This is a genomic window from Paenibacillus tianjinensis (assembly GCF_017086365.1).
GTDB classification, from domain to species: Bacteria; Bacillota; Bacilli; order Paenibacillales; family Paenibacillaceae; genus Paenibacillus_AQ; species Paenibacillus_AQ tianjinensis.
In genome coordinates this window covers 4,788,201-4,808,407 of record NZ_CP070969.1, presented here as the reverse complement: position 1 = coordinate 4,808,407, position 20,207 = coordinate 4,788,201, and the positions used below count along the sequence as shown (strand labels likewise).

Genomic DNA, 20,207 nt, shown 5'->3' with positions numbered 1-20,207 from the left:
TAAGGCGGTTTCTTGTCGGATTGGCGCCGGGAATTTTACTCGCCGGGCGCTTGATCCGGAGTATAGCGGAACTGGTCATAGTATGCGTGGAGCGGTACCTTGCCGTCAAACGGCTCCAGCCAGGAGTCCACACCAGTCCCGTTCCAGAGATTCATCATAATGCGGCCCGCGGTGGAGGGAATGTTCTCGGTGGCTGTGTGAACGGGCCGGCCGTCGATGTACCAGGTAATGGAGTCCCTCTTCCAGTCGAAGCCGTACCAGTGGAATTCCTGTGAGGCATCAAAGCCGAGGTCGATCACCTGCTCATGCCCCCCTGCGCCGTCAGTGAAGTAATTTAACTGCACCTGCCGCGTGTTCTTGCCCAAAAATTCAATGTCGATTTCATCCCAAGGCTCGCCTTCCGAAGGGCCGGTATAAGTGAAAAAAGAAGAGACCACACCGGGATTCGCCGCCGGCTTCATCCGAATTTCATACCTGCCATAGCTGTACTTGTCCAGCGAACGGTACTCCGCACCGTCGTATTCTCCCGGAGACGGGCTGGTGAGTGACAGAGTCAGGAGGTCATCTCCGGCGAACGAAACGTTGTCCCCGCGCCAGGTGCAGTTGAACATGTCTCCATTGGAATAGCCATCCGTTTTCTTCCAGAACTCCGTGTTGAATGTTGTGAAATTGTCCTTGATGATTCCGGCTTCTTCTGAGCTGGATGCTGAAGTGAAAGCCCATATCCCCCATACAGCGGCCGACAGAGCTGCAACCGCTGCGGACATTTTGATTAACCTGCTGCGTATCAAACCTGTTCCTCCTGTGAAGTATTCTTGCTAATATCGTACTGAATGACGGCTGCAGCCGCCATACCAATGTGTCAATCCGAATAACAAATTCTGAAGATAACGGATTTCAACAGAAGTAAAAGGACCCCGGCAGGCGCGTTTTCAGCAGCCGCCGGGGTCCTTTTACTCGCTTTTAGTTGCCAGTATATTTCAACCAGTCGTAATAGGCATACAGCGGATTAGCCCCGTTATATGATCCGAGCCAGGAATCGACGCCTGTACCATTCCAAAGGTTCATCATGATTTTACCGGCATGGGAGGGAATATTGCTCGTGGCCGTATGCTTGAGCACTCCATCCACGTACCATTTAATCGACCCTGCCTGCCAGTCGAAAGCATACGTATGATAACCCTGTGAAGCATCAAAGCCCAGATCGACAACCTTTTCGTGTCCGCCAACGCCGTTAGTGTAATAATTGAACTGTACTTTAGTCGTATCCTTGCCAAGGAATTCGATATCAATCTCATCCCATGGTGTTCCATCGGAAGGACCGGTATAAGTGAAGAAGGAGGAGACGATTCCGCTGTTCTTGGCCGGCATCATGCTGACCTCATATTTGCCGTAGCCATACTTGTTTGTAGACCGGTATTCTGCCCCGTCAAACTTATTGTAGCTGGAGCTGGTCAGTGCAAGGCGAAGCTGTCCTCCGCTGGTAAATGAGACATTGTTGGCGCGCCAGGTGCAGTTAAACATACCTCCATTGGAATAGCCGTCGGCTTTTTGCCAGGTTGCGGAATTGAAGTAGGTCAGAGGTTCATAAAAGACGGTGGCAGCCGATACAGACGGAGCACCCGCCAGCAATCCGACAAGCAGCAAGGTCAGACCAGCACCGCAAAATTTCTTCAGCCTTTTCATAGAAAAGCATTCCTCCTTAAAATGAAAGCGTTTTACAATATGATTCTAGCTAACGCAAATTCTGTCCACCATACCAACTTTCGAACCTGGATAACAAAAAAACAATTTATTTGTTGGGCAACTAGAGTATTTTGCCTTCCTCCCACACATACTGATATCGTATGTCTGTCTTATGCTGAATTCGATCAGGAGGGATAACGTGGAGCAATGGTCGCAAAGCAAATGGTTCCGCTGGATGATCGGTGTGCTGCTCGCCCTGATCATTTTATATTTTGTCTGGCTGCTCCGTCCGATGCTGCATGGGATATTCGTTTTTTTAAAAGCGATTCTGGCGCCCTTTCTGGCTGCGATGATCATTTCCTATGTACTGAATCCGGTAGTCAGTATGCTGGCCGGGCGGAAAATGCCGCGGGGTGTGGCGGTGCTGCTCATCTATACCGTATTCCTGACTACGCTTGCGGTCATCGCCATTAACCTGATCCCGATGTTCATCGAACAGCTTGAAGAGCTGAATGAGCATTTGCCGGAAATGACGCTGCATGCGCAGGGCTTAATGCGGAATATGAATAGCAGGCTGATCCCGCCGGGTGTAGAAACGGGGATGAATAACTGGTTTTTTCAACTGGAGAACCGCCTTGAGGAAGGGATTTCCCATTTTCTCGATAATATCGGAACGACGATAGGGGTGCTGTTCAATGCGTTTATCGTACCGTTTCTTGTGTTCTATATCCTAAAAGACTTCGATGTGTTCGAACGGACGGTCGTTTCCTGTCTGCCCCGCTCGCGCCGCAAATCGATGGTGAAGCTCCTGAAGGATATCGATGATGCGCTCGGCAATTATATCCGCGGCCAGTTTCTGGTCTGTCTTATCATCGGTGTACTGGCGTATATCGGCTACGCAATCATTGGTATGCCCTATGCCCTGCTGTTTGCCTGTGTAGTTGCCGTATTCAATATCGTGCCCTATATGGGGCCGTTTCTTGGAGCAGCGCCTGCGATTGTGATGGCCTCGACAATCTCGCTGCGGCTTGTGCTGCTGGTAGCTGTTGTGAATACACTGTGCCAGATGCTGGAGAGCAACGTCATTTCTCCTCAAGTGGTAGGCCGCAGGCTTCATCTGCATCCGCTGATGATCATTTTTGCCCTGCTGGTCGGCGGGGAGGTTGCGGGAATGATCGGCTTAATCCTTGCAGTACCGGTCTTTGCAGCCGGGAAAGTCGTCATACAGCATATCTTTACGTATTATATCCGGCGTAAGCCGGCATAAGCTGGCAAAAACGTTGACTATAGACAACAAAGTTGTATATAATATTGTGTAATATTACGATTAGCATTACGAATACTTGTCGATGAAGAGGAGTACTAATTCGCTGGACGTTAGTTCAGAGAGCCGGTGTACAGGTGCAAGCCGGTTAACGAAGCGGATGAACTCACCTCGGAGTAACGGCGCAAGCCGCAGGTTCTGTACACGGTTTTTACAGAATCCAGCGTGTGAACCGTCGTCGCCTCACCCCCGATAAAGGGTGTCAAAGTGAGTGGCAGGCAGAGCATGTCCGGCCGCTAACTAGGGTGGTACCACGGGAATTCAAACCTCTCGTCCCTAGCGTAAATACGCTAGGGATGGGAGGTTTTTTTGTACTTACAGCAGCAGTACTCCAAGGAGGAGAATGAGATGAGCGAGAATCAAACAAGCACGGCAGCCGGAACTGGCTACCGCGCCCAGACCATCGAGCCGAAATGGCAGAAATTCTGGGATGAGAACAAAACCTTCAAGACTGGCGAAGCCCAAGACAAACCGAAATTTTACGCGCTGGATATGTTTCCGTATCCTTCGGGCGCAGGACTGCATGTAGGTCACCCGGAAGGATATACGGCGACAGATATCGTCTCCCGCTACAAACGGATGCGCGGCTACAATGTGCTTCATCCGATGGGCTGGGATGCTTTCGGCCTTCCGGCAGAGCAGTATGCAATGGATACCGGACAGCATCCGCGCGATATTACGGTTAAGAATATCGACAACTTCCGCCGCCAGATTAAATCGCTGGGCTTCTCGTACGATTGGGACCGCGAGATCAGCACTACCGATCCGGAGTACTATAAATGGACACAGTGGATCTTCATCCAGCTGTACAACCGCGGACTTGCTTATGTGGCTGAGGTATCGGTTAACTGGTGTGAAGCGCTGGGAACCGTATTGGCTAATGAAGAGGTTATCGACGGCAAAAGCGAGCGCGGCGGCCATCCGGTCGTCCGCAGACCGATGCGCCAGTGGATTCTGAAAATTACGGAGTACGCGGAACGTCTGCTTGAGGATCTGGATGAGCTGGACTGGGAAGAAAGCATCAAGGATATGCAGCGCAACTGGATCGGCAAATCGACCGGTGCGGAAGTGAACTTTGCGATTGACGGCCACGAGGCGAGTCTGGAAGTATTCACCACCCGTCCGGATACGTTGTTCGGAGCAAGCTATTGCGTGCTGGCACCTGAGCATAAACTGGTCAATATCATTACAACCGAAGCCCAGGCTGCTGCGGTTGCAGATTACCGCGACAAAGCGGCCCGCAAGAGTGATCTAGAACGTACGGACCTCGCCAAGGAGAAAAGCGGTGTATTCACCGGCGCTTATGCGGTTAATCCGGTAAACGGCGCTAAAGTGCCGGTCTGGATTGCCGATTATGTATTGGCCGGTTACGGAACGGGAGCGATTATGGCTGTTCCGGGACATGATACCCGTGACTGGGAGTTCGCCAAGCAGTTCGGCCTGAACATCATCGAAGTTGTTCAAGGCGGCAATGTCGAGGAAGAGGCCTACTCCGGCGACGGCCCGCATGTGAACTCTGATTTCCTGAATGGTCTGGACAATAAAGAGGCTATCGCGAAGATGATCGCCTGGCTGGAGGAGAAGGGCAGCGGTAAAGGCAAAGTAACCTACCGCCTGCGCGACTGGCTGTTCAGCCGCCAGCGTTACTGGGGTGAGCCGATTCCGATTCTGCATCTGGAAGACGGTACGATGAAGACTGTTCCAGTGGATCAGCTGCCGCTGATGCTGCCGGATGTGGATGCCATTAAGCCTTCGGGTACCGGCGAATCTCCGCTGGCGAACGTAACCGAGTGGGTGGAGACGATTGATCCGGAGACCGGCATGAAGGCCCGCCGCGAGACCAACACCATGCCGCAATGGGCCGGCAGCTGCTGGTACTACCTGCGTTATATCGATCCGCATAACGACAAGGAGCTGTGTTCACCGGAGAAGCAAAAGGAATGGCTGCCGGTTGATCTGTACATCGGAGGTGCTGAGCATGCGGTGCTTCACCTGCTGTATGCCCGCTTCTGGCACAAAGTGCTCTACGATATTGGTGTAGTGGATACGAAGGAACCGTTCCACAAACTGGTGAACCAGGGCATGATTCTGGGGAACAACAATGAGAAGATGAGTAAATCACGCGGCAATGTTATCAACCCGGATGAGATTGTGGAAGCCTACGGGGCAGATACCCTGCGTGTCTATGAAATGTTCATGGGGCCGCTGGAAGCTACCAAGCCGTGGAATGAAAAAGGCGTGGAAGGTATCCACCGCTTCCTCTCCCGCGTATGGCGCCTGTTCGTAAACGAAGACGGCAGCCTCAGCGCTAAAATTACGGCGGACGGCGGTACGGATGAGTTCAAACGCACCTGGCACAAGACGCTGAAAAAGGTTGGTGATGATTTCGAACACCTGCGCTTCAACACAGCGATCAGCCAGCTGATGATCTTCATCAACGATGCCTACAAGCAGGAGAGCCTGTCCAAGGAAGCGGCAGAGCACTTCGTGCAGATGCTGTCGCCGCTGGCACCGCATATTGCCGAAGAGCTGTGGCAGCTGCTCGGCCACGAAGGAAGCATCAGCTATGTCCCTTGGCCGGCTTATGAAGAAGCCTGGACGGTGGATGCTGAGGTTGAAATCGTTATACAGGTGAACGGCAAGATCGTACAGCGTGCATTGGTAGCAGCGGATATGGACCAGCAGGAACTGCAGGAACATGCACTGGCGCTGCCGAATGTGAAGGCCGCTGTAGAGGGCAAAACCGTCCGCAAAATCATTCCAGTTCCCGGCAAGCTTGTAAATATTGTAGTGGGTTAAGCGAAGAACGCAATTCTACCCGCAGCTACGGATGATTCCGTGCTGCGGGTTTTTGTTTCTTGCCATATGAACGGACGCAGGAACTTAGGTGCAGTACCTTGCAGAGGCAGACTAGCGGTCCAGCGGTCCTTGAACGATGCCGCTCTGGCCGAAGAGGGCATCCAGCTTGTTCAGATCCTCATTGTATTTGTCGTGGGTTGTGGTGATCAGCCGTTCGAATACGCCTTCCAGACTGGAACGCAGGTGGTTCAGCGCCTCCGCCGTAATTCCTCCGCGGACGGCAACCCGCTCCTGCAGCTCCTGGGGAGTGAACCCCCTTTCCGTCAGCAGCTTGCCTGTGCCAAGCAGCATTTCACCGGCCAGCGTGCTGACCAGTGCCTCGTCGATGCCGGTCGCTTCTACAGCCGCTTCAATCCACCGCTCCAGAAAATAACTGAGGAACGCCGGACCGCAGCTGGAGAAATCAGAGGCAATCCGGGTATGACCCTCAGGGATTTCCGCAGGAACGCCAATAAATGATAACAGCTGGAGGAGCGCCAGCCTGTCTTTTTTATTTAACCTGCTTCCGAAGATGCAAAGAGAAGTCCCGCTCTTGACGGAATGGGTGATGCTGGGAATAATCTTGGCAACTTTGGACGGCAGAACGGATTCCAGATGGTAGAGCTGGACAGGACTTGTAATGGATACGACAATTTGCTCGCTGCTCAGACAGGGAGCAATTTCATCACATAACGTTTTGAACTGCAAAGGTTTGACACATAAAAAAACAATATCGCTTCCTGATGCGGTTTCGCTGTTGCTTGCGCAAACCGTAATTCCGGGATGAACCTTCTTAAGCTCCAGCAGCTTGCCTTGGCTGCGGTTGCTGGCCAGCACATCGCTTGGATCAAGTGCTCCCGAACTAAGAAAGGTTTCAATGAGCAGACCGCCCATGCTACCTGTTCCGATAAATCCCACTTTCATCCTGTGGTTACCTCCTTTCTTATGTTGCTGGGCTTACAGGAATACTCTTCGTTAAATGTATGCAGGACAGTCTTGGACAAATGACAGGTTTTAAACGTATTTTTGAATAAAATTACAATTAATTGAAGGAGGACGGTTTAATGATTATAAGAAGAATTGGTTCGGCTATTGCCGCCGCGCTGCTGGGCGGGGGGTTGGTCTGGGCTGCGGACCATAGGGCAGAAGAGGGCATCGCCGGCTGGGAGACGCTGAACGCCGGAATGGCGCAGGCTCTGGGAGTGGAAGCTGGCGGGGGGAAGGCGGACAGTGATGGTGCGGGCTCGGGTAGTGGAACGGCTGATGGGGAAGGAAAGGATGTTGCAGCGGCTTCCGTTACAGTAAGCAGTGGACTGGCGGCTGACAGCGCAGCAGGGATCAAGGGTGATGGCAGGACAGCGGCGTCTGGCGCGGTAAACGGTGGAACGGGTGGTGACAGAAAAGAAGTAAGTGCCGGTTCGGGTACGAGTGGCGGAACTGCCGGAGCAGCAGAGAGTGAAGGAGCTGCTACACCGGGTGCAGCAAGCGGGAGTATAGCCGCTGGAACAGCTGCAAGCACGCCACCCGCCGCCGCAGCGGACGGCAGGATCAATGTAAACACAGCCGATGCCGCAGCGCTGATGAACCTGCCGGGTATCGGCGAGAAGAAAGCGCAGGCGATCATCGACTACCGCAGCAGCACAGGGGCGTTCCGCAGCTTGGCCGATTTGGGCAAGGTGAAAGGGATCGGGCCGAAGATGCTGGAACAGCTGAAGCCGCTGGTTGTTTTTTGAGGCAAGCACTATGTTTGCGGAAGGTCTTGGACATGCTGTTATCCCGTACAAGCTTTATAGTGAAAATATGCCGCATTATGTTACAATAATGAACAACTATTTATGAGGAAGTGGAGATTGCTGATGACTGTGGCCTATCGTAAGAACTGGGATACATATTTCATGGACATTGCCTGCATGGTCTCCACCCGCTCACGCTGCCCCCGCCGCCATGTCGGCGCTGTGCTGGTGCAAGGCAAGAAGCTGCTGGGCACCGCCTATAACGGCGCACCTATGGGTGTTCCGGACTGCTCTGAAGCTGGCTGTATGGTCTCTGAGCAATATGAGCGGGAGATCGTTGGCGGCGTAGAGACGATGGTGAAGAAGCAGCGCTGTATCCGCACGATCCATGCTGAGCAGAATCTGCTGCTGTTCACCGACCGGAGCGACCGGGAAGGGAGTACGGTCTACGTTACAGATGAACCATGCTGGACTTGCGCTAATATGCTGGCCAACAGCGGTATTGTAGAGATCGTCTACCTGCGTCCATACCGCAAGGATATGGCGAAGGTAGAAGCGATGCTGGGCTCCAAAGGGATTGTGTTCCGCCAATTGGAGAACTATGAGCCGCCGAAGGAAACCATGATCACCGTATCAGAATAACCGGCGGAACTGACGCAGCCGGAGTAAGAATAAGCTTCAGGGGAAGAACCTCTGCACACGCAATGTTTGCGTATGCAGAGGTTCTTTTTTGTGATAAAGGCGATTACCGAAGGAGGAATATTATGAACAGGAGGCCGCTCTTAAGCTTCACGATCTGCTGGATTGCCGGCAGCTCGGCGGGCTGTTTATTCTCTGGTCACAAACTGTTGATCTATATCGCTTGCTGTCTGCTGCTGATCGCTATCTGGGCAGTCAGCAGGGGGATACGCTGGCGAACGGCTGCGGTGTTCGGTCTGGCACTTGCTGCGGCAGCCCTGTATTGGGAATGGAACGAAGCCCGTAATATCAGCCTGCTGCCGGAAGCGCTGGGTAAGCAGGCGAACGAGCTGAACGAGAATTACGTTACTGCCGCAGGTGTAATAACTTCTCCAGTGGAGCGGGACGGGGACCGGGTGGATTTTACGCTGAAGCTGTCGCGTATCGGTTTGGATCTACAAGGGGCTAATGCAGTACATGCGGCAGATGAACTTGTTGCTGTGCAAATCAAACTCCAGGCTGAAAGTGAAATTGCGGTAGCTGCCGGGTGGCAGCGGGGAGACCGGGTAGTCATGGAAGGAGAGCTGGAGCAGCCGCAGGCGGCACGTAATTTTGGCGGATTCGATTACCGAGCCTATCTGCTGACTAAGAAGATCCACTGGCTGCTAAAAGGGGAAGGCACGGCCAGCGTTTCGGTGAAACCTCCGGCATCCTGGGAGCTATCTGGGATCCTCCGCTGGAGTGATGCCGTGCGTTCAGCGCTCGGGGCAGAGCTGGACCGCTTATTTCAGGAGCCGCATGCCGGATATATGAAGGGCCTGGTCATTGGGATCCAGGAGGATCTGGACCCGGATACGTTCAAGCAGTTCTCCCAGCTGGGCCTGACGCATATTCTGGCCATCTCGGGGATGCATGTAGCTGTATACGTCGGGGTGATTCTATTTATCCTGCGCCGCTGCCGCATCACCAGAGAAACGGCCATAACGATAACCTTGCTGCTTGTTCCTGGATATGTATTGTTATCCGGTGCCGGGCCGTCGATTATTCGTGCCGGGCTGATGAGCATGATCGCTTTGCTGGCCGCCAGGCTCGGCCTGCTTAAGGACGGGATGCACATTCTGGCCGCTTCGGCGCTGCTGATGCTGGTCTGGAATCCTTATCTGCTGCTCAGTGTCAGTTTTCAGCTTTCTTTTCTGGTAACGGCGGGGCTTATGGTGTACACACCTCTGGCTGCACCATTATTCAGGAGGCTGCCGGGCTGGCTGGGCAGTGCCCTGTCGGTGACTTTAATCGCGCAGCTGGTTTCTTTTCCGCTCACAATCTATTATTTTAACCAGTTCTCGCTGCTGTCCTTTGCCGCCAATTTGCTGCTTGTTCCCTTTATAACCTTTCTTGTACTGCCGCTCGGGACACTGGCGCTGCTGCTTGGGCGGTTCTGGAATGCCGCTGCACTTGTCATTGCACATTTTGCAGAGTTACTGAATAATGTTACGTTTGCGGGAGTGGAGTGGGTGAACGGATTCAGTGCCGGTACCCTGATCTGGGCCTCGCCTTCATTGTTGTGGATTAGCATCTATTACACGCTTCTCTATGGTCTGCTGTATATCCTGAAGCGGCGTAAGGAAGCCAGGTTCGCTCCCCAGTATATGGAGGATGAAACCAGACCGTTGTCAGAGCTTGAACAGCCGGGGGATGACGGACGCTGCCATCACACAGGCAGAAGTCGCGGAGCGTTATCACCGCACCCGCTGTTTCCCGTTCCGGCTACCCTCCGCTGGAGTGGTCCGGCAGCTGTACTATGCGCCGCCGGAATGGCGCTCCTGCTGTACAAGGGTTATTATGCCGGGGAGCTGAGTGGTGGTACAGGAGCCATCAGCTATCTGGATGTGGGTCAGGGGGACAGCATCCTGATTACTACGCCCGAGGGAGCGCATATTCTGGTCGACGGCGGCGGAACGGTAAGCTTCGGGGACTGGGAGGAATGGCGCATCCGCCGCAGCCCGTTTGAGGTCGGGGCCAAAACACTGCTGCCCTTGCTGAAGCAGCGGGGCATCCACCGGCTGGACGCTGTAATATTAACCCACGGTGATCAGGATCACGCGGGCGGGCTGCAGGCTGTGCTGGAAGGAATGCCGGTCTCTGCACTGCTGTTCAACGGGACGCTGACCGGCACGGAAGCGTATGCTGAGCTGATGGATACGGCGCTTGCAAAGGGTGTCCGGATGTACGCGGTTCATCAGGGACAGATGCTTACTCCGGATGACGAGACGCGGTTGTTTTTCCTGTGGCCGGAGCTTCCGGCTGAGGGAGATTCCCTGCTTCCGGAGGTGGAGGAACAGAATCACGAATCGGTCGTCTTCCGGCTGGAGATGAACGGCCGTGGCTTTCTTTTTACGGGAGATATGGACGAGGCGGCGGAGCGGGATATTATGGAAGCCGGTCAGCAGGCAGGTATCCTAAAAGGCGGGCCTATCGAGGTGTTGAAAGTAGCGCATCACGGCAGCAAAACCGCAACAAGCGCAGCCTGGCTGGAGTTCTGGAATCCCGGTGCAGCAGTGATCTCTGCCGGAGTCCATAATCTGTACGGGCATCCCAATGCGGATGTATTGAAACGTCTGGCGGATTCGGCTACGGCTGTATACCGGACGGATTTGCATGGAGAGATTCAGCTGAGGGTACGGAAGGAAGGGATCACCGTGAGGCATAAGCGCTTAGCACCTGGTCCTTAACAAGAGCAGGGATCAAATCACCCAGCAGCCGCCTTGTTCAATGCGCAGACTTCCAAGAGTGTATTCTTATTTCTTGTACCCTATAGCTGAAATTGCTGTTATCATGCTCAGGTAAGGTTTCTGTGCAGGACCAAGGTTCTTGCGGGAGGTGCCTTCTTGGCCAGATGTATTCCGTTTCCGCCGTTTTTGCCACGAAATTAGTTATACATAAAATTCGTTGATCCTTTTGGAAAATTGAGGGAACCAATTGCTGCCTGGAGAGTCTTATTGGGGGAGAGGTGAGAGAGAACATGCACAGTGAAGAATTGCCTTACGCCGTGGCCTATGCGCCGTCCATGACGCTGCGGGAGATGATGGAGACGTACGGCTCCGATGTGTGGCATTATGCGTTTTTCCTAACCCGCAGCCGCGAGCAGGCGAATGACATCAGCCAGGAGGTGTTCCTGAAAGCCTACCGGAGCATCGGAAAATACCGCGGGAACGCTACCCTAAAAACCTGGCTGCTGACGATTACCCGCAATACGGCATTCAGCTGGAGAAGGAGCAGCTTTTGGCGCAGATTTGCCCCGCTTGGGAACGGGCAGGAGACTGGACAGGCGATGTCTGCGGAAAAAGAAGCGATCAGCAACCAGTACGTCAGCAGGATCTGGGAGCTGATTATGGAGCTGCCGGAAAAACACCGGGAGGTGCTGGTACTGGAGATTCAACAGGGGCTGTCCACCGTAGAAATGGCTTTACTGCTCGGTGTGGCGGAAGGAACGGTAAAATCCCGGCTGTCGCGGGCCAGGGACAAAGTAAGAAAGGCGCTGGAGGAGGAGGAAAAGCGATGAAGAACAGACAGGCCCAGGACACAGTACACATGTTACATAAAAAGCCGGAATGGTATCAGCAGGCGGCAGGCGGTCCGTTTCAGGAAGACGGCTTCACCCCGGAGCTGATGGCCCGGATCGAGCTTGCAGCCGAAAGCCGCGCCGGGGCAGGCAAAAGATTTCGTTCACCCAAAAGCTTCAGTATCGCCGGTTTATCGGCCCTCCTGCTGTTCGGTGTGCTGGTCTGGCCGCTTGGGAGCCTCGGCAAGGGGGATTACGCAGCTCAAATTGCCTCCTTGTTCAGTAAATCTACCGCTGCCGCTGTGCAGCCATCGGCTGTACCTTCTCCATCAGCGGAAGCGAAGGATTATAATCCGCCTGTAGGCTCGGCAGAGTTCGAAATCGGAGGGCAGAAGTATTATATGCCTTTGTCATTTAGCGGAGATAAGTCAAACGCGCGTGCAGTCGAGACAGATGCAGGCATTGTGTGGTCACCGCCGCCGCCGGTAGTAAATTACACTAAACCCAAGCTGACTCATAACACAGAGCCATATTCGCTTTATCTCACTCCAAAAGGTCATTCTGAGCTCTCAGTTGCCTCAGCCAAACGCATCTATACCTTCCCGCTTTATGCCGGTGGGGCACAAACATACTATAACCTGATGGGAGTTGAAGGTGCCGGGAAATATGCGCTTTTGGTTAGCAGCACATATACGCTAGGGGAAGGACGCGCCAATTATTCCAAAGGGAAGCTGTCTGTCATTGACGTGCAAAAGGCAGCTGCGGGAGCAACTGTAACACCAACAGAGATATTTTCGATAGAAAAGGAATATGGAAACTACAAGTCATTTATCTCTATCGATCTGAAGCATGAGGAATTGCTGCTGGTGTACTATACCCCCGGTGATAACGGGAAGTGGATTGCCCATAACAAGCTGTATAATCTCGAAACCGGGGAATCGCAGATGCTTACTGGAGAGTTCGCTGCAAATCAAAAGGATTCAGGCGCTAAAAAATCGACCTCGTTTGCTGACCACGACTTGAATACTTTGATCCAAAGTAAGATCTTAACAGCACACTATGAAGTAAACGGCGAGAAACGCTCACCTGAATTCACGCTGCCGCTAGGCCAGCAATGGGTCTATGACTGGTGGCTTGAAGAATATGGCGTAAAGTATGAACCGCAGAACTAAGCTCTTTCCCGTAAGCTAAAGCTTCGATAATTGATTACTAGATAATTTACTAAAAAAAAGCTATACTTTTGATAATATCAAAGGTATGGCTTTTTTATATAGACAGAGTGGGGCGGAAAAATGAAGAAATTAACGATTGAGGATGTCGCTCAAAAAGCGGGAGTGTCCAAAAGCACAGTCTCGCAATTTTTGAATAAACGGTTTAAATATATGAGCGAGGCCACGAAGAACCGGATAGAGGGTGTGATCGAGGAGCTGAACTATCAGCCGAACGGCCTGGCCCGCAGCCTCAAGCAGAACCGTACCCATATGGTCGGGATCATTGTGGCGAATATTGACTACTCGTTGTCGATCCAGTGCATCCGGGCGATCGAGAATGAGCTGTCGCGCCATGGTATTCAGGTTATTATCTGCAATGCCGATGAGAACGCTGATAAAGAGAATACCTATGTGGAGAACTTAATAGCGCGCCAGGTAGACGGCTTAATTATATTCCCGACAGGCGACCAGTCTTCGGCTTACAGTAAGCTGATTGATGCGGAATATCCGCTTGTTTTCATGGACCGGCTGGTGGAAGGGGTAACGACGCAGAGTCTGCTGCTGGACAATGAAATGGCTGTCAAGACCGCGGTTAAGGAGCTGACACGGCACGGTCATGAGGCGATTGCGATTCTATCACTGCCGCTTGGGGAGCATGCAATTACACCGCGAAGGGAACGAATGAGCGGCTACAAAAAGGCAATGGAGGAAGCAGGGCTGCCGCTGAATGAACGGTACATGCGCAGTGTGCCGCGTGAAGAGATCTCCGCTGCGCTGGATGATCTGCTGCGCCAGCCGCAGCCGCCGACAGCGCTGCTCGCCGCCAACGATCTCGTGCTGGGCGAGATCCTTAAATACGCGAACCGCCATTCCATTGCCATCCCCGGGCGGCTGTCTGTCATCGGCATTGACGACGCGGAGTTTGCCCGGATCTACAATCCGTCCATTACGACGATCCGCCAGCCGGCTTATGAAATGGGCATGCAGGCGGCGAAGCTGATGCTCTCTTTGATTGAGGATCAGGATGCTGCCGTCCCGATTACGTACCGTTTTCCGCCTGCGCTCCAGCTGGGACAGTCGGTCCGGCCGCCGTCAGCTGCGGAATAAACCGTTTTATATGCTCCGCCTATCGCAATGGCTCCTGTGTCCCCAGCATGCTATGCCGCCAATATAACATTAAAGAGCAGCGACCCTTAACGGGGATCGCTGCTCTTTCTGTCGTCCTACTATTTCTGCGGTGCCGGATATTCGCAATTGCCCTTAAACGCTGGCGTTCATGAATTGTTCCAGTCCTTCCCGGGTTGGCAGTCCGTCCATATCTCCGGGAGACATAACCGCCAGTGCGCCGATCGCATTGCCGCGTCTCACGGCCTCGGCTACGGTAAGCTGCTCAAGCATTGCGCTGATCACCCCAACGGCAAATCCATCCCCGGCCCCTACCGTATCCACTACCTCTTTTACCTTGAAGCCGTCTACATAGCCCTCTTCTCCGGCGGCAGTTTTGTAATAAGCGCCTTCCGGGCCCAGCTTGATCACCACGAGCGATACTCCCCGCTGCAGATAGTAACCGGCGATTTCCTCCGGTGTCTCAAGTCCGGTCAGAATTTTGCCTTCGCTAAGGCCCGGCAGGAACCAGTCGCAGCGGGTAGCGAGATCATTGATCGTATGGACCATCGTCTCTGTGTCCGGCCAAAGGGTTGGACGCAGATTCGGGTCGAGGGAGACGGTTTTACCGTTCTTTTTCATAAATTCCATCGCATGCAGGGAGAATTCATGGCAGGTCTTTGAAAGGGCTGAAGATATGCTGGTTACATGCAGATGGCCTGCGGAGGCAAAATAGCTTTCATCAAAATCAGCCAGGCTAAGCTTGGAGGCGGCGGAATTTTTGCGGAAATATTCAACCTTGGGATCACCGGTAAGCACCTTGGATTTGATCAGCATTCCGGTTGAGAACTCTTTGGTATAAGTGATGCTGTCGGTGTCAATACCCTCTTTATTCAAAGCCATGGCGATGAATTGACCGAAGTTGTCTTCGCCAAGCTTGGTTACATATCCGGTCTTGTGGGCCAGACGCGACAGTCCGGTTGCCACATTGCTCTCTGCTCCGGCCAGCGCTTTAGAGAATGAGGTGACCTCATGGAGCGGGCCCGTCTCATTCGCATAAAACATCGCCATCGGTTCTCCAAAGGTGACGGCATTCAACTGCTTACTCATTGATAAATTCCTCCCGAGGGCAATCGGTAGATTCCCTGTATAATGATTAGTAACTAGAAATTATCATATAAATCGGTTTTGTTCAATAAAACATTATTCATTCTGTGGAGATAATTTTGTGAATAATAATGGTTTGCTCACTAAGTCCTTTGTTTATAAGGGATTTTTGGATCGTATTAGGCTGGTTCTGCAGATTTACATAAAAACTTATTGACTGTTAACGGTATTATTATTACTATTTCCATAGAAGTATTTACGATTAAGTTAGTAAATTAGATAAAATAGTTTATCTAAATTAATATTTTATGTTTTTACTTTTGCGATGAAATCTATTTTTTATTAGGAGAGGGAGTTTAATCATGAAGAAAATAAAAGTTTTGCAAAACATCACATCTGTTGGTGTAGTCGCTGTTATCCGTGCGGATAATGCCGACGATGCTTATAAAATGTCAGCTGCCTGTATAGGAGGCGGACTGAACAACATTGAGGTTACCTTTACGACTCCGGATGCAGATGTAGCGATCAAGCGGCTGGTAGCCGAATACGGCAGCCGTGCGGTTATCGGTGCAGGTACAGTGCTCGACCCTCTTACGGCGAGAATTGCTATTCTGGCCGGTTCGGAGTTTGTGGTCAGCCCTTCTTTTGAAGAAGAGACTGCCAAGATGTGCAATCTTTACGGGATTCCTTACATGCCGGGCTGCATGACGCTGAATGAAATGAAGGAAGCGCTGAAGCTGGGCGTAGATGTGCTGAAGCTGTTCCCGGGCAGCGCCTTCGGACCTGATTATGTCAAAGCAGTCAAAGGTCCGATGCCGCATGTCAACATCATGCCAACAGGCGGTGTGGACCTGAACAATATGGAGAAGTGGATTGCGAACGGCTGCATTGCAGTAGGCATCGGCGGCAACCTGACCGCTCCGGCCAAGGAAGGCCGCTACGACCAGATCACAGAGCTGGCTGCGCAGTATGTTGCGAAGTTTAAAGAGATTAAGGGCGCGTAATCGCTGGCTCCAGCCGCTAATGATGTACATCCGTTGAAATACTTAAACTGCCCGGCCGAACTTAGCGGTCTGGCAGTTTTTTTGTGAAAATTCTTCCTTCATCTAAATGAAGCTAAATGATGGTTTTTCCCCACTTCAGGGCAATACTTACAGAGAAGGTACTTTAGAACTGGCTTAAGCTCTGAAGAATGTTTCTAATGGAGGAAAGGAGCCGTCATGCGCGGGAATGATGATCAAAGGACGCTGTACCGGACCTTACATGAAGAAGAAGCCGAATATGTGCAGATTCTATCCATTGTGCGCGGCTGCCGGGTCACTGCCGGTAAGATGTATAAATTGTACCGGAATTATAATAATCCGCATATTTTTGAACAGGGTGAAATGTATGTAGTGGATGATGACTCCAAGGACAATTACGCTGTATTGATGCTGTGTGCTACTATACTATATCGATAATCCGGGCTGTCTCCAGTGTAGCGAAATCTGCTGCGGAGGCGGCCCTTATTTGATTTCAATTTTGTAATAAACTTCTGTAAAAGAATATTTGAAGATTGGGCGCTTCCCTTGTATGCTTAGTAAGGATTATGGACGGTTATGGCCGTGCGTCGGAGCGGAACCGGTGGCGGCACAAGACGTAACATGTAAAGTTTGGTATTGTTAAAATATTGATTACAGGCTTGCAACAAATTCGCAGTCTTACACGTCAGTAAGATTGCATAGAGAGGGGGAACCTTCGTGGTGGAGCAGGGACTCATCAGAGCCGCTCAAGCGGGCGATCGCGACGCTCTAATCACCCTATTGCGGGAAATTGAAGGACATGTGTATAAGACGGCCTTCTACATTTTGCATAATGAACAGGACGCTCTGGATGCCTCACAGGAAGCGCTCATCAGAGTGTACACCAAAATTGGTTCCTATGAAGAGAAGGCCCAATTCAAAACATGGGTTCAGCGAATCGTGACCAACATTTGCATTGACAAATTCAGGAGAACAAAGCCTACCGTTTCTATCGATGAGCACGAGATGGTGTTCCAGGATAATAAACATAACGTAGAGCGCGAAGTCATGTCCGGTTATCTGGCGGAGGATATCCGCGAGGCGATCGAACAGCTGCCGGAGCATCACCGGACGGTGATTGTACTGCGGTATTTACAGGATTTTTCTTACAACGAGATTGCAGACTGTCTGGATCTGCCGCTGAACACGGTGAAATCGTACCTGTTCCGGGCCCGGCAGCAGCTGCAGAATAGACTTCAGGAGTATCAGAAAGGTGGTGTATCAGGATGAAGTGCACGGAGGTGATAGAATGGATGCACCGTTATTTGGATCATGATCTCAGTCCAGATGAAACTATAGAGATGTATCGGCATATCGACAACTGTCCTTCTTGCGCGGAAGTCTTTAACCGGTTGACTCTGCTCTCCGAACAAATGGAACAGCTGCCGGACGTTAAGCCTCCTTTCAGCCTGGTTGATTCAATTATGCCTCAGCTTGAGCAGATTGATCTTGGTGTTCAAGCGGAGGATGCAGCAGCTTCGGAGGACACTAAAGTCATTCCAATGACACGCAAAGGTACTCATAGCCAAACAGTGAAAGGAACCTCCAGAGTAGCTTCCATGGCCGCGCGGACAGGCATTGGCGCAGTTGCTGCTGCGATTATTCTGGTGATTGCCCTCTTTAATATGCCGGACAGCATGCCGGCGGCAGATGTGGAGCAAGCGTTGAACCAGGCGGCTGATACGGCTGGAAGCAATGAAGCCATGAGCAAGATGACAACGGGGAATTCGGATACGGCAGCGACGGAAGGCGCGGATAACGCTGCTGCGCCTGATGAGCTTAACGCTCAACTCTCTGAATCCGCAGGCGCAAGCGACGGTGGAACCGTTGATGGTGGAGAAGCGGACAGTGCGGCTCCGGCTACGATAGACGCCGGACCGGCAGCGGAAGCTACAGAAGCGGGCCCTGCTGTGAGTGAGGGTCCCGCTTCGGCAAAGCGGAGCACGTCAGTTATCCGTAACAGTGAACTGGCTACTCCGGCCCCCCAGTCTGACATCAAAAGCGGCGGTGGTCATATGAGTGCTCAGGACGCCCGGACCTTTAATGATGAGGATACGGCTGCAGACAATTCAGCGCCGGCGCAGGATGTTGAGCAGACTCCGGCGGCTGAAGAAGCCGGAACGATGGGGCTGCTGCCTATGCTGAAAGCCCAGTCCCCCTGGTACTCACCGGACGGAAAGTATTCTGCCGAGCTTGCCGGACAGCAGCTGGTAATCTATAACGTTCCGTCAAGCGGCCTTCAGGAGGAACGGACCGCGGTAACCTCGCTTCCGCTGGAAGGCACGTGGGTATCCGGTACTTGGTCGGAGGACAGCCTCCAGTTTACGTATGTAACCTTGAAGGATGGCTCCGAAGTTTCCAAGGTATACAACGTTCCGGATGCCGGAGCCGCCGGGGTACCGTCAGCTTCGCCGGACGCTTCGGCGACAGCCCTTCCGGGTAATAAATAATTATAGTTGGAACTTTTTAGGGGCACCCGGAATATGCTATGGTAAGAGGACAGGAATTACAGGATTTGCGAGTTTCATCGGTATGACCGCCGGAAGTGAAGTTTCTAGAGCTTCTCCTTCCGTCGTTTATATAGATGCGCCGCTGAAACGGAGCAACTTTGGCTTTAGTGCCGAGGTTGCTCCGTTTTTGCATGGAACAAAGCAGCGAAGCTCCCTATGTTTAAAACGTTTTTTTTGTTAAACTATAAAATGGTTATGATGAAATGGAAAAGGAAGTGGCAGGATGGATGCCAAAACGGCGGCCAAAGACATCAGGCAGGGGAAAGTTTCACCGCTATATGTGCTCTACGGCAGTGAGAAATTCCGGATGAATGAATTTGCGGCCTTGCTGGAGGATCACCTGATCGCCAAAGAGGATCGTGATTTTGCGGTAATTCCCTTCGACCTCTCCGAGACGCCGGTGCAGGCGGTAGTGGAGGAGGCGGAGACCGTCCCGTTCATGGTGGAGCGCAAGCTGCTGCTGGTGAGGGATGCCTCGCTGTTTACAGCGGGCAAAGAGAATGCGAAAATTGAGCACCGGGTAGAGCTGTTAAGTGAATACATGCAGGCTCCGGCCGATTTTAGTGTAATTGTGTTTCTGGTCAATAACGATAAGCTGGATGAACGCAAAAAGATAGTCAAAGCTGCCAAAGCTGCCGGAACGGTACTGGCTTTTAATCCGCTGGGTGCAGAAGAGCTGCTGCGCTGGGTGGAAAAAGGTTTTAAAGACCGCGGCTGCGCAGTGGCCCCGGGAACCGCAGAGGCACTTGTAGCAAGCGCTGGCACAGGGCTGCAGAACCTGTCCGCAGAGATGGACAAGCTGTGCCTGTTCACCGGTGCCGGCGGTACTGTGGATGCCGCAGCTGTGGAGAGCCTTGTACACCGGGGAACCGAGCAGAATGTGTTCACGCTGGTGGAGGATATAGCGAATCTGCGCCTGGATAAGGCACTTAATACACTCTATGAGCTGCTGAAGCAACGCGAGGAGCCGATTAAGATTGCCGCGCTGATCGCCCGGCAGTTCCGGATCATCCTGCAGGTTAAGGATCTGTCTGCGCTCAGCTATTCACAGGGCCAGATTGCCTCTCAAGTCGGACTTCATCCGTATGCCGTTAAGCTGGCCGGAGAGCAGGCCCGCAAGTTTGAGAGCCAGCGGCTGCGTCAAATTCTGAGCATTCTGGCGGATCTGGATTACCAGATGAAGACAGGTGCCATCGACAAGGTGCTCGGGCTGGAGATGTTTATGCTGCGTCTGGGCGCCTAACTTTGCCTGATACGCTCCCCATATAGCAGACGGGTAATGAAAATCTGTCGCTGTATGGGGAGCTTTTTTTGCCCATTGCCGCGTATTTAATCAGCAGCAAAAAAACTGGCCCCGATGCAGCATCGGCGCCAGTTACAAGTTGATGGTCAAAAA

Annotated in this window: 17 protein-coding genes; 13 read left to right on the top strand and 4 right to left on the bottom strand. The window is 52.4% G+C overall.

The window, feature by feature from the left end; translation table 11 throughout:
* Positions 1-35 precede the first annotated feature (35 nt).
* Both bglS (JRJ22_RS22440) and bglS (JRJ22_RS22435) read right to left on the bottom strand, forming a co-directional pair.
* On the bottom strand, positions 36-767 hold the full coding sequence (gene bglS, locus JRJ22_RS22440; RefSeq protein WP_206105262.1) for a beta-glucanase: 732 nt from the start codon (positions 765-767) through the stop codon (positions 36-38).
* A 196-nt stretch (positions 768-963) separates the two neighbouring features.
* Complete coding sequence (gene bglS / locus JRJ22_RS22435; RefSeq protein WP_206101578.1) at positions 964-1,686, bottom strand: beta-glucanase; 723 nt, start codon at positions 1,684-1,686, stop codon at positions 964-966.
* A 199-nt stretch (positions 1,687-1,885) separates the two neighbouring features.
* Here bglS (JRJ22_RS22435) and JRJ22_RS22430 point away from each other — a divergent pair, with 199 nt between their 5' ends.
* Positions 1,886-2,953, top strand: coding sequence for an AI-2E family transporter (locus JRJ22_RS22430; protein WP_206101577.1), 1,068 nt, complete (start codon positions 1,886-1,888; stop codon positions 2,951-2,953).
* A 405-nt stretch (positions 2,954-3,358) separates the two neighbouring features.
* Positions 3,359-5,809, top strand: coding sequence for a leucine--tRNA ligase (leuS, locus tag JRJ22_RS22425; protein ID WP_206101576.1), 2,451 nt, complete (start codon positions 3,359-3,361; stop codon positions 5,807-5,809).
* A 111-nt stretch (positions 5,810-5,920) separates the two neighbouring features.
* Here the strand turns inward: leuS and comER are convergent, their stop codons facing one another.
* On the bottom strand, positions 5,921-6,772 hold the full coding sequence (gene comER / locus JRJ22_RS22420; protein WP_206101575.1) for a late competence protein ComER: 852 nt from the start codon (positions 6,770-6,772) through the stop codon (positions 5,921-5,923).
* A 140-nt stretch (positions 6,773-6,912) separates the two neighbouring features.
* On the opposite strand from comER, the gene JRJ22_RS22415 reads away from it, so the two are divergent.
* The 6 genes from JRJ22_RS22415 (at position 6,913) to JRJ22_RS22390 (ending at position 14,136) form a co-directional block, all read left to right on the top strand.
* Positions 6,913-7,581 carry a ComEA family DNA-binding protein gene (locus JRJ22_RS22415; protein ID WP_206101574.1) on the top strand — a complete coding sequence of 223 codons (669 nt, stop codon included), beginning with the start codon at positions 6,913-6,915 and terminating at the stop codon, positions 7,579-7,581.
* A gap of 102 nt (positions 7,582-7,683) precedes the next feature.
* On the top strand, positions 7,684-8,223 hold the full coding sequence (locus JRJ22_RS22410) for a deoxycytidylate deaminase (protein ID WP_408637851.1): 540 nt from the start codon (positions 7,684-7,686) through the stop codon (positions 8,221-8,223).
* A 122-nt stretch (positions 8,224-8,345) separates the two neighbouring features.
* Positions 8,346-10,988, top strand: coding sequence for a ComEC/Rec2 family competence protein (locus JRJ22_RS22405; RefSeq protein WP_206101573.1), 2,643 nt, complete (start codon positions 8,346-8,348; stop codon positions 10,986-10,988).
* A 290-nt stretch (positions 10,989-11,278) separates the two neighbouring features.
* Entirely contained in the window at positions 11,279-11,818 is a 540-nt protein-coding gene (locus JRJ22_RS22400) for an RNA polymerase sigma factor (protein ID WP_206101572.1), read from the top strand.
* Positions 11,815-12,990, top strand: a complete 1,176-nt coding sequence (locus JRJ22_RS22395) for a hypothetical protein (RefSeq protein ID WP_206101571.1) — start codon at positions 11,815-11,817, stop codon at positions 12,988-12,990. The genes JRJ22_RS22400 and JRJ22_RS22395 overlap by 4 nt, the downstream gene beginning before the upstream one ends.
* A gap of 120 nt (positions 12,991-13,110) precedes the next feature.
* Positions 13,111-14,136 carry a LacI family DNA-binding transcriptional regulator gene (locus JRJ22_RS22390; RefSeq protein WP_206101570.1) on the top strand — a complete coding sequence of 342 codons (1,026 nt, stop codon included), beginning with the start codon at positions 13,111-13,113 and terminating at the stop codon, positions 14,134-14,136.
* A 153-nt stretch (positions 14,137-14,289) separates the two neighbouring features.
* Here JRJ22_RS22390 and JRJ22_RS22385 read toward each other — a convergent pair whose 3' ends face one another.
* Entirely contained in the window at positions 14,290-15,243 is a 954-nt protein-coding gene (locus tag JRJ22_RS22385; RefSeq protein WP_206101569.1) for a sugar kinase, read from the bottom strand.
* A 359-nt stretch (positions 15,244-15,602) separates the two neighbouring features.
* On the opposite strand from JRJ22_RS22385, the gene JRJ22_RS22380 reads away from it, so the two are divergent.
* From JRJ22_RS22380 to holA, 5 genes are all read left to right on the top strand, one after another.
* Positions 15,603-16,244: a bifunctional 2-keto-4-hydroxyglutarate aldolase/2-keto-3-deoxy-6-phosphogluconate aldolase gene (locus tag JRJ22_RS22380; RefSeq protein WP_206101568.1), complete on the top strand. Its 642-nt coding sequence runs from the start codon at positions 15,603-15,605 to the stop codon at positions 16,242-16,244.
* A gap of 216 nt (positions 16,245-16,460) precedes the next feature.
* Complete coding sequence (locus JRJ22_RS22375; RefSeq protein ID WP_206101567.1) at positions 16,461-16,700, top strand: hypothetical protein; 240 nt, start codon at positions 16,461-16,463, stop codon at positions 16,698-16,700.
* A gap of 279 nt (positions 16,701-16,979) precedes the next feature.
* Positions 16,980-17,531: an RNA polymerase sigma factor gene (locus JRJ22_RS22370; protein ID WP_054941836.1), complete on the top strand. Its 552-nt coding sequence runs from the start codon at positions 16,980-16,982 to the stop codon at positions 17,529-17,531.
* Positions 17,528-18,751, top strand: coding sequence for a zf-HC2 domain-containing protein (locus tag JRJ22_RS22365; protein WP_206101566.1), 1,224 nt, complete (start codon positions 17,528-17,530; stop codon positions 18,749-18,751). The genes JRJ22_RS22370 and JRJ22_RS22365 overlap by 4 nt, the downstream gene beginning before the upstream one ends.
* Positions 18,752-19,034: 283 nt before the next feature.
* Positions 19,035-20,054: a DNA polymerase III subunit delta gene (gene holA / locus JRJ22_RS22360; RefSeq protein ID WP_206101565.1), complete on the top strand. Its 1,020-nt coding sequence runs from the start codon at positions 19,035-19,037 to the stop codon at positions 20,052-20,054.
* Positions 20,055-20,207 lie beyond the last annotated feature (153 nt).

Bases quoted from the DNA above. Each gene is read 5' to 3' on its own strand.
- bglS (WP_206105262.1), bottom strand. From the start codon at position 767: ATGTCCGCAGCGGTTGCAGCTCTGTCGGCCGCTGTATGGGGGATATGG.
- JRJ22_RS22375 (WP_206101567.1), top strand. From the start codon at position 16,461: ATGCGCGGGAATGATGATCAAAGGACGCTGTACCGGACCTTACATGAA.
- JRJ22_RS22390 (WP_206101570.1), top strand. From the start codon at position 13,111: ATGAAGAAATTAACGATTGAGGATGTCGCTCAAAAAGCGGGAGTGTCC.
- JRJ22_RS22395 (WP_206101571.1), top strand. From the start codon at position 11,815: ATGAAGAACAGACAGGCCCAGGACACAGTACACATGTTACATAAAAAG.
- leuS (WP_206101576.1), top strand. From the start codon at position 3,359: ATGAGCGAGAATCAAACAAGCACGGCAGCCGGAACTGGCTACCGCGCC.
- bglS (WP_206101578.1), bottom strand. From the start codon at position 1,686: ATGAAAAGGCTGAAGAAATTTTGCGGTGCTGGTCTGACCTTGCTGCTT.
- JRJ22_RS22405 (WP_206101573.1), top strand. From the start codon at position 8,346: ATGAACAGGAGGCCGCTCTTAAGCTTCACGATCTGCTGGATTGCCGGC.
- JRJ22_RS22400 (WP_206101572.1), top strand. From the start codon at position 11,279: ATGCACAGTGAAGAATTGCCTTACGCCGTGGCCTATGCGCCGTCCATG.
- JRJ22_RS22410 (WP_408637851.1), top strand. From the start codon at position 7,684: ATGAGGAAGTGGAGATTGCTGATGACTGTGGCCTATCGTAAGAACTGG.
- JRJ22_RS22415 (WP_206101574.1), top strand. From the start codon at position 6,913: ATGATTATAAGAAGAATTGGTTCGGCTATTGCCGCCGCGCTGCTGGGC.
- JRJ22_RS22385 (WP_206101569.1), bottom strand. From the start codon at position 15,243: ATGAGTAAGCAGTTGAATGCCGTCACCTTTGGAGAACCGATGGCGATG.
- JRJ22_RS22380 (WP_206101568.1), top strand. From the start codon at position 15,603: ATGAAGAAAATAAAAGTTTTGCAAAACATCACATCTGTTGGTGTAGTC.
- comER (WP_206101575.1), bottom strand. From the start codon at position 6,772: ATGAAAGTGGGATTTATCGGAACAGGTAGCATGGGCGGTCTGCTCATT.
- holA (WP_206101565.1), top strand. From the start codon at position 19,035: ATGGATGCCAAAACGGCGGCCAAAGACATCAGGCAGGGGAAAGTTTCA.
- JRJ22_RS22365 (WP_206101566.1), top strand. From the start codon at position 17,528: ATGAAGTGCACGGAGGTGATAGAATGGATGCACCGTTATTTGGATCAT.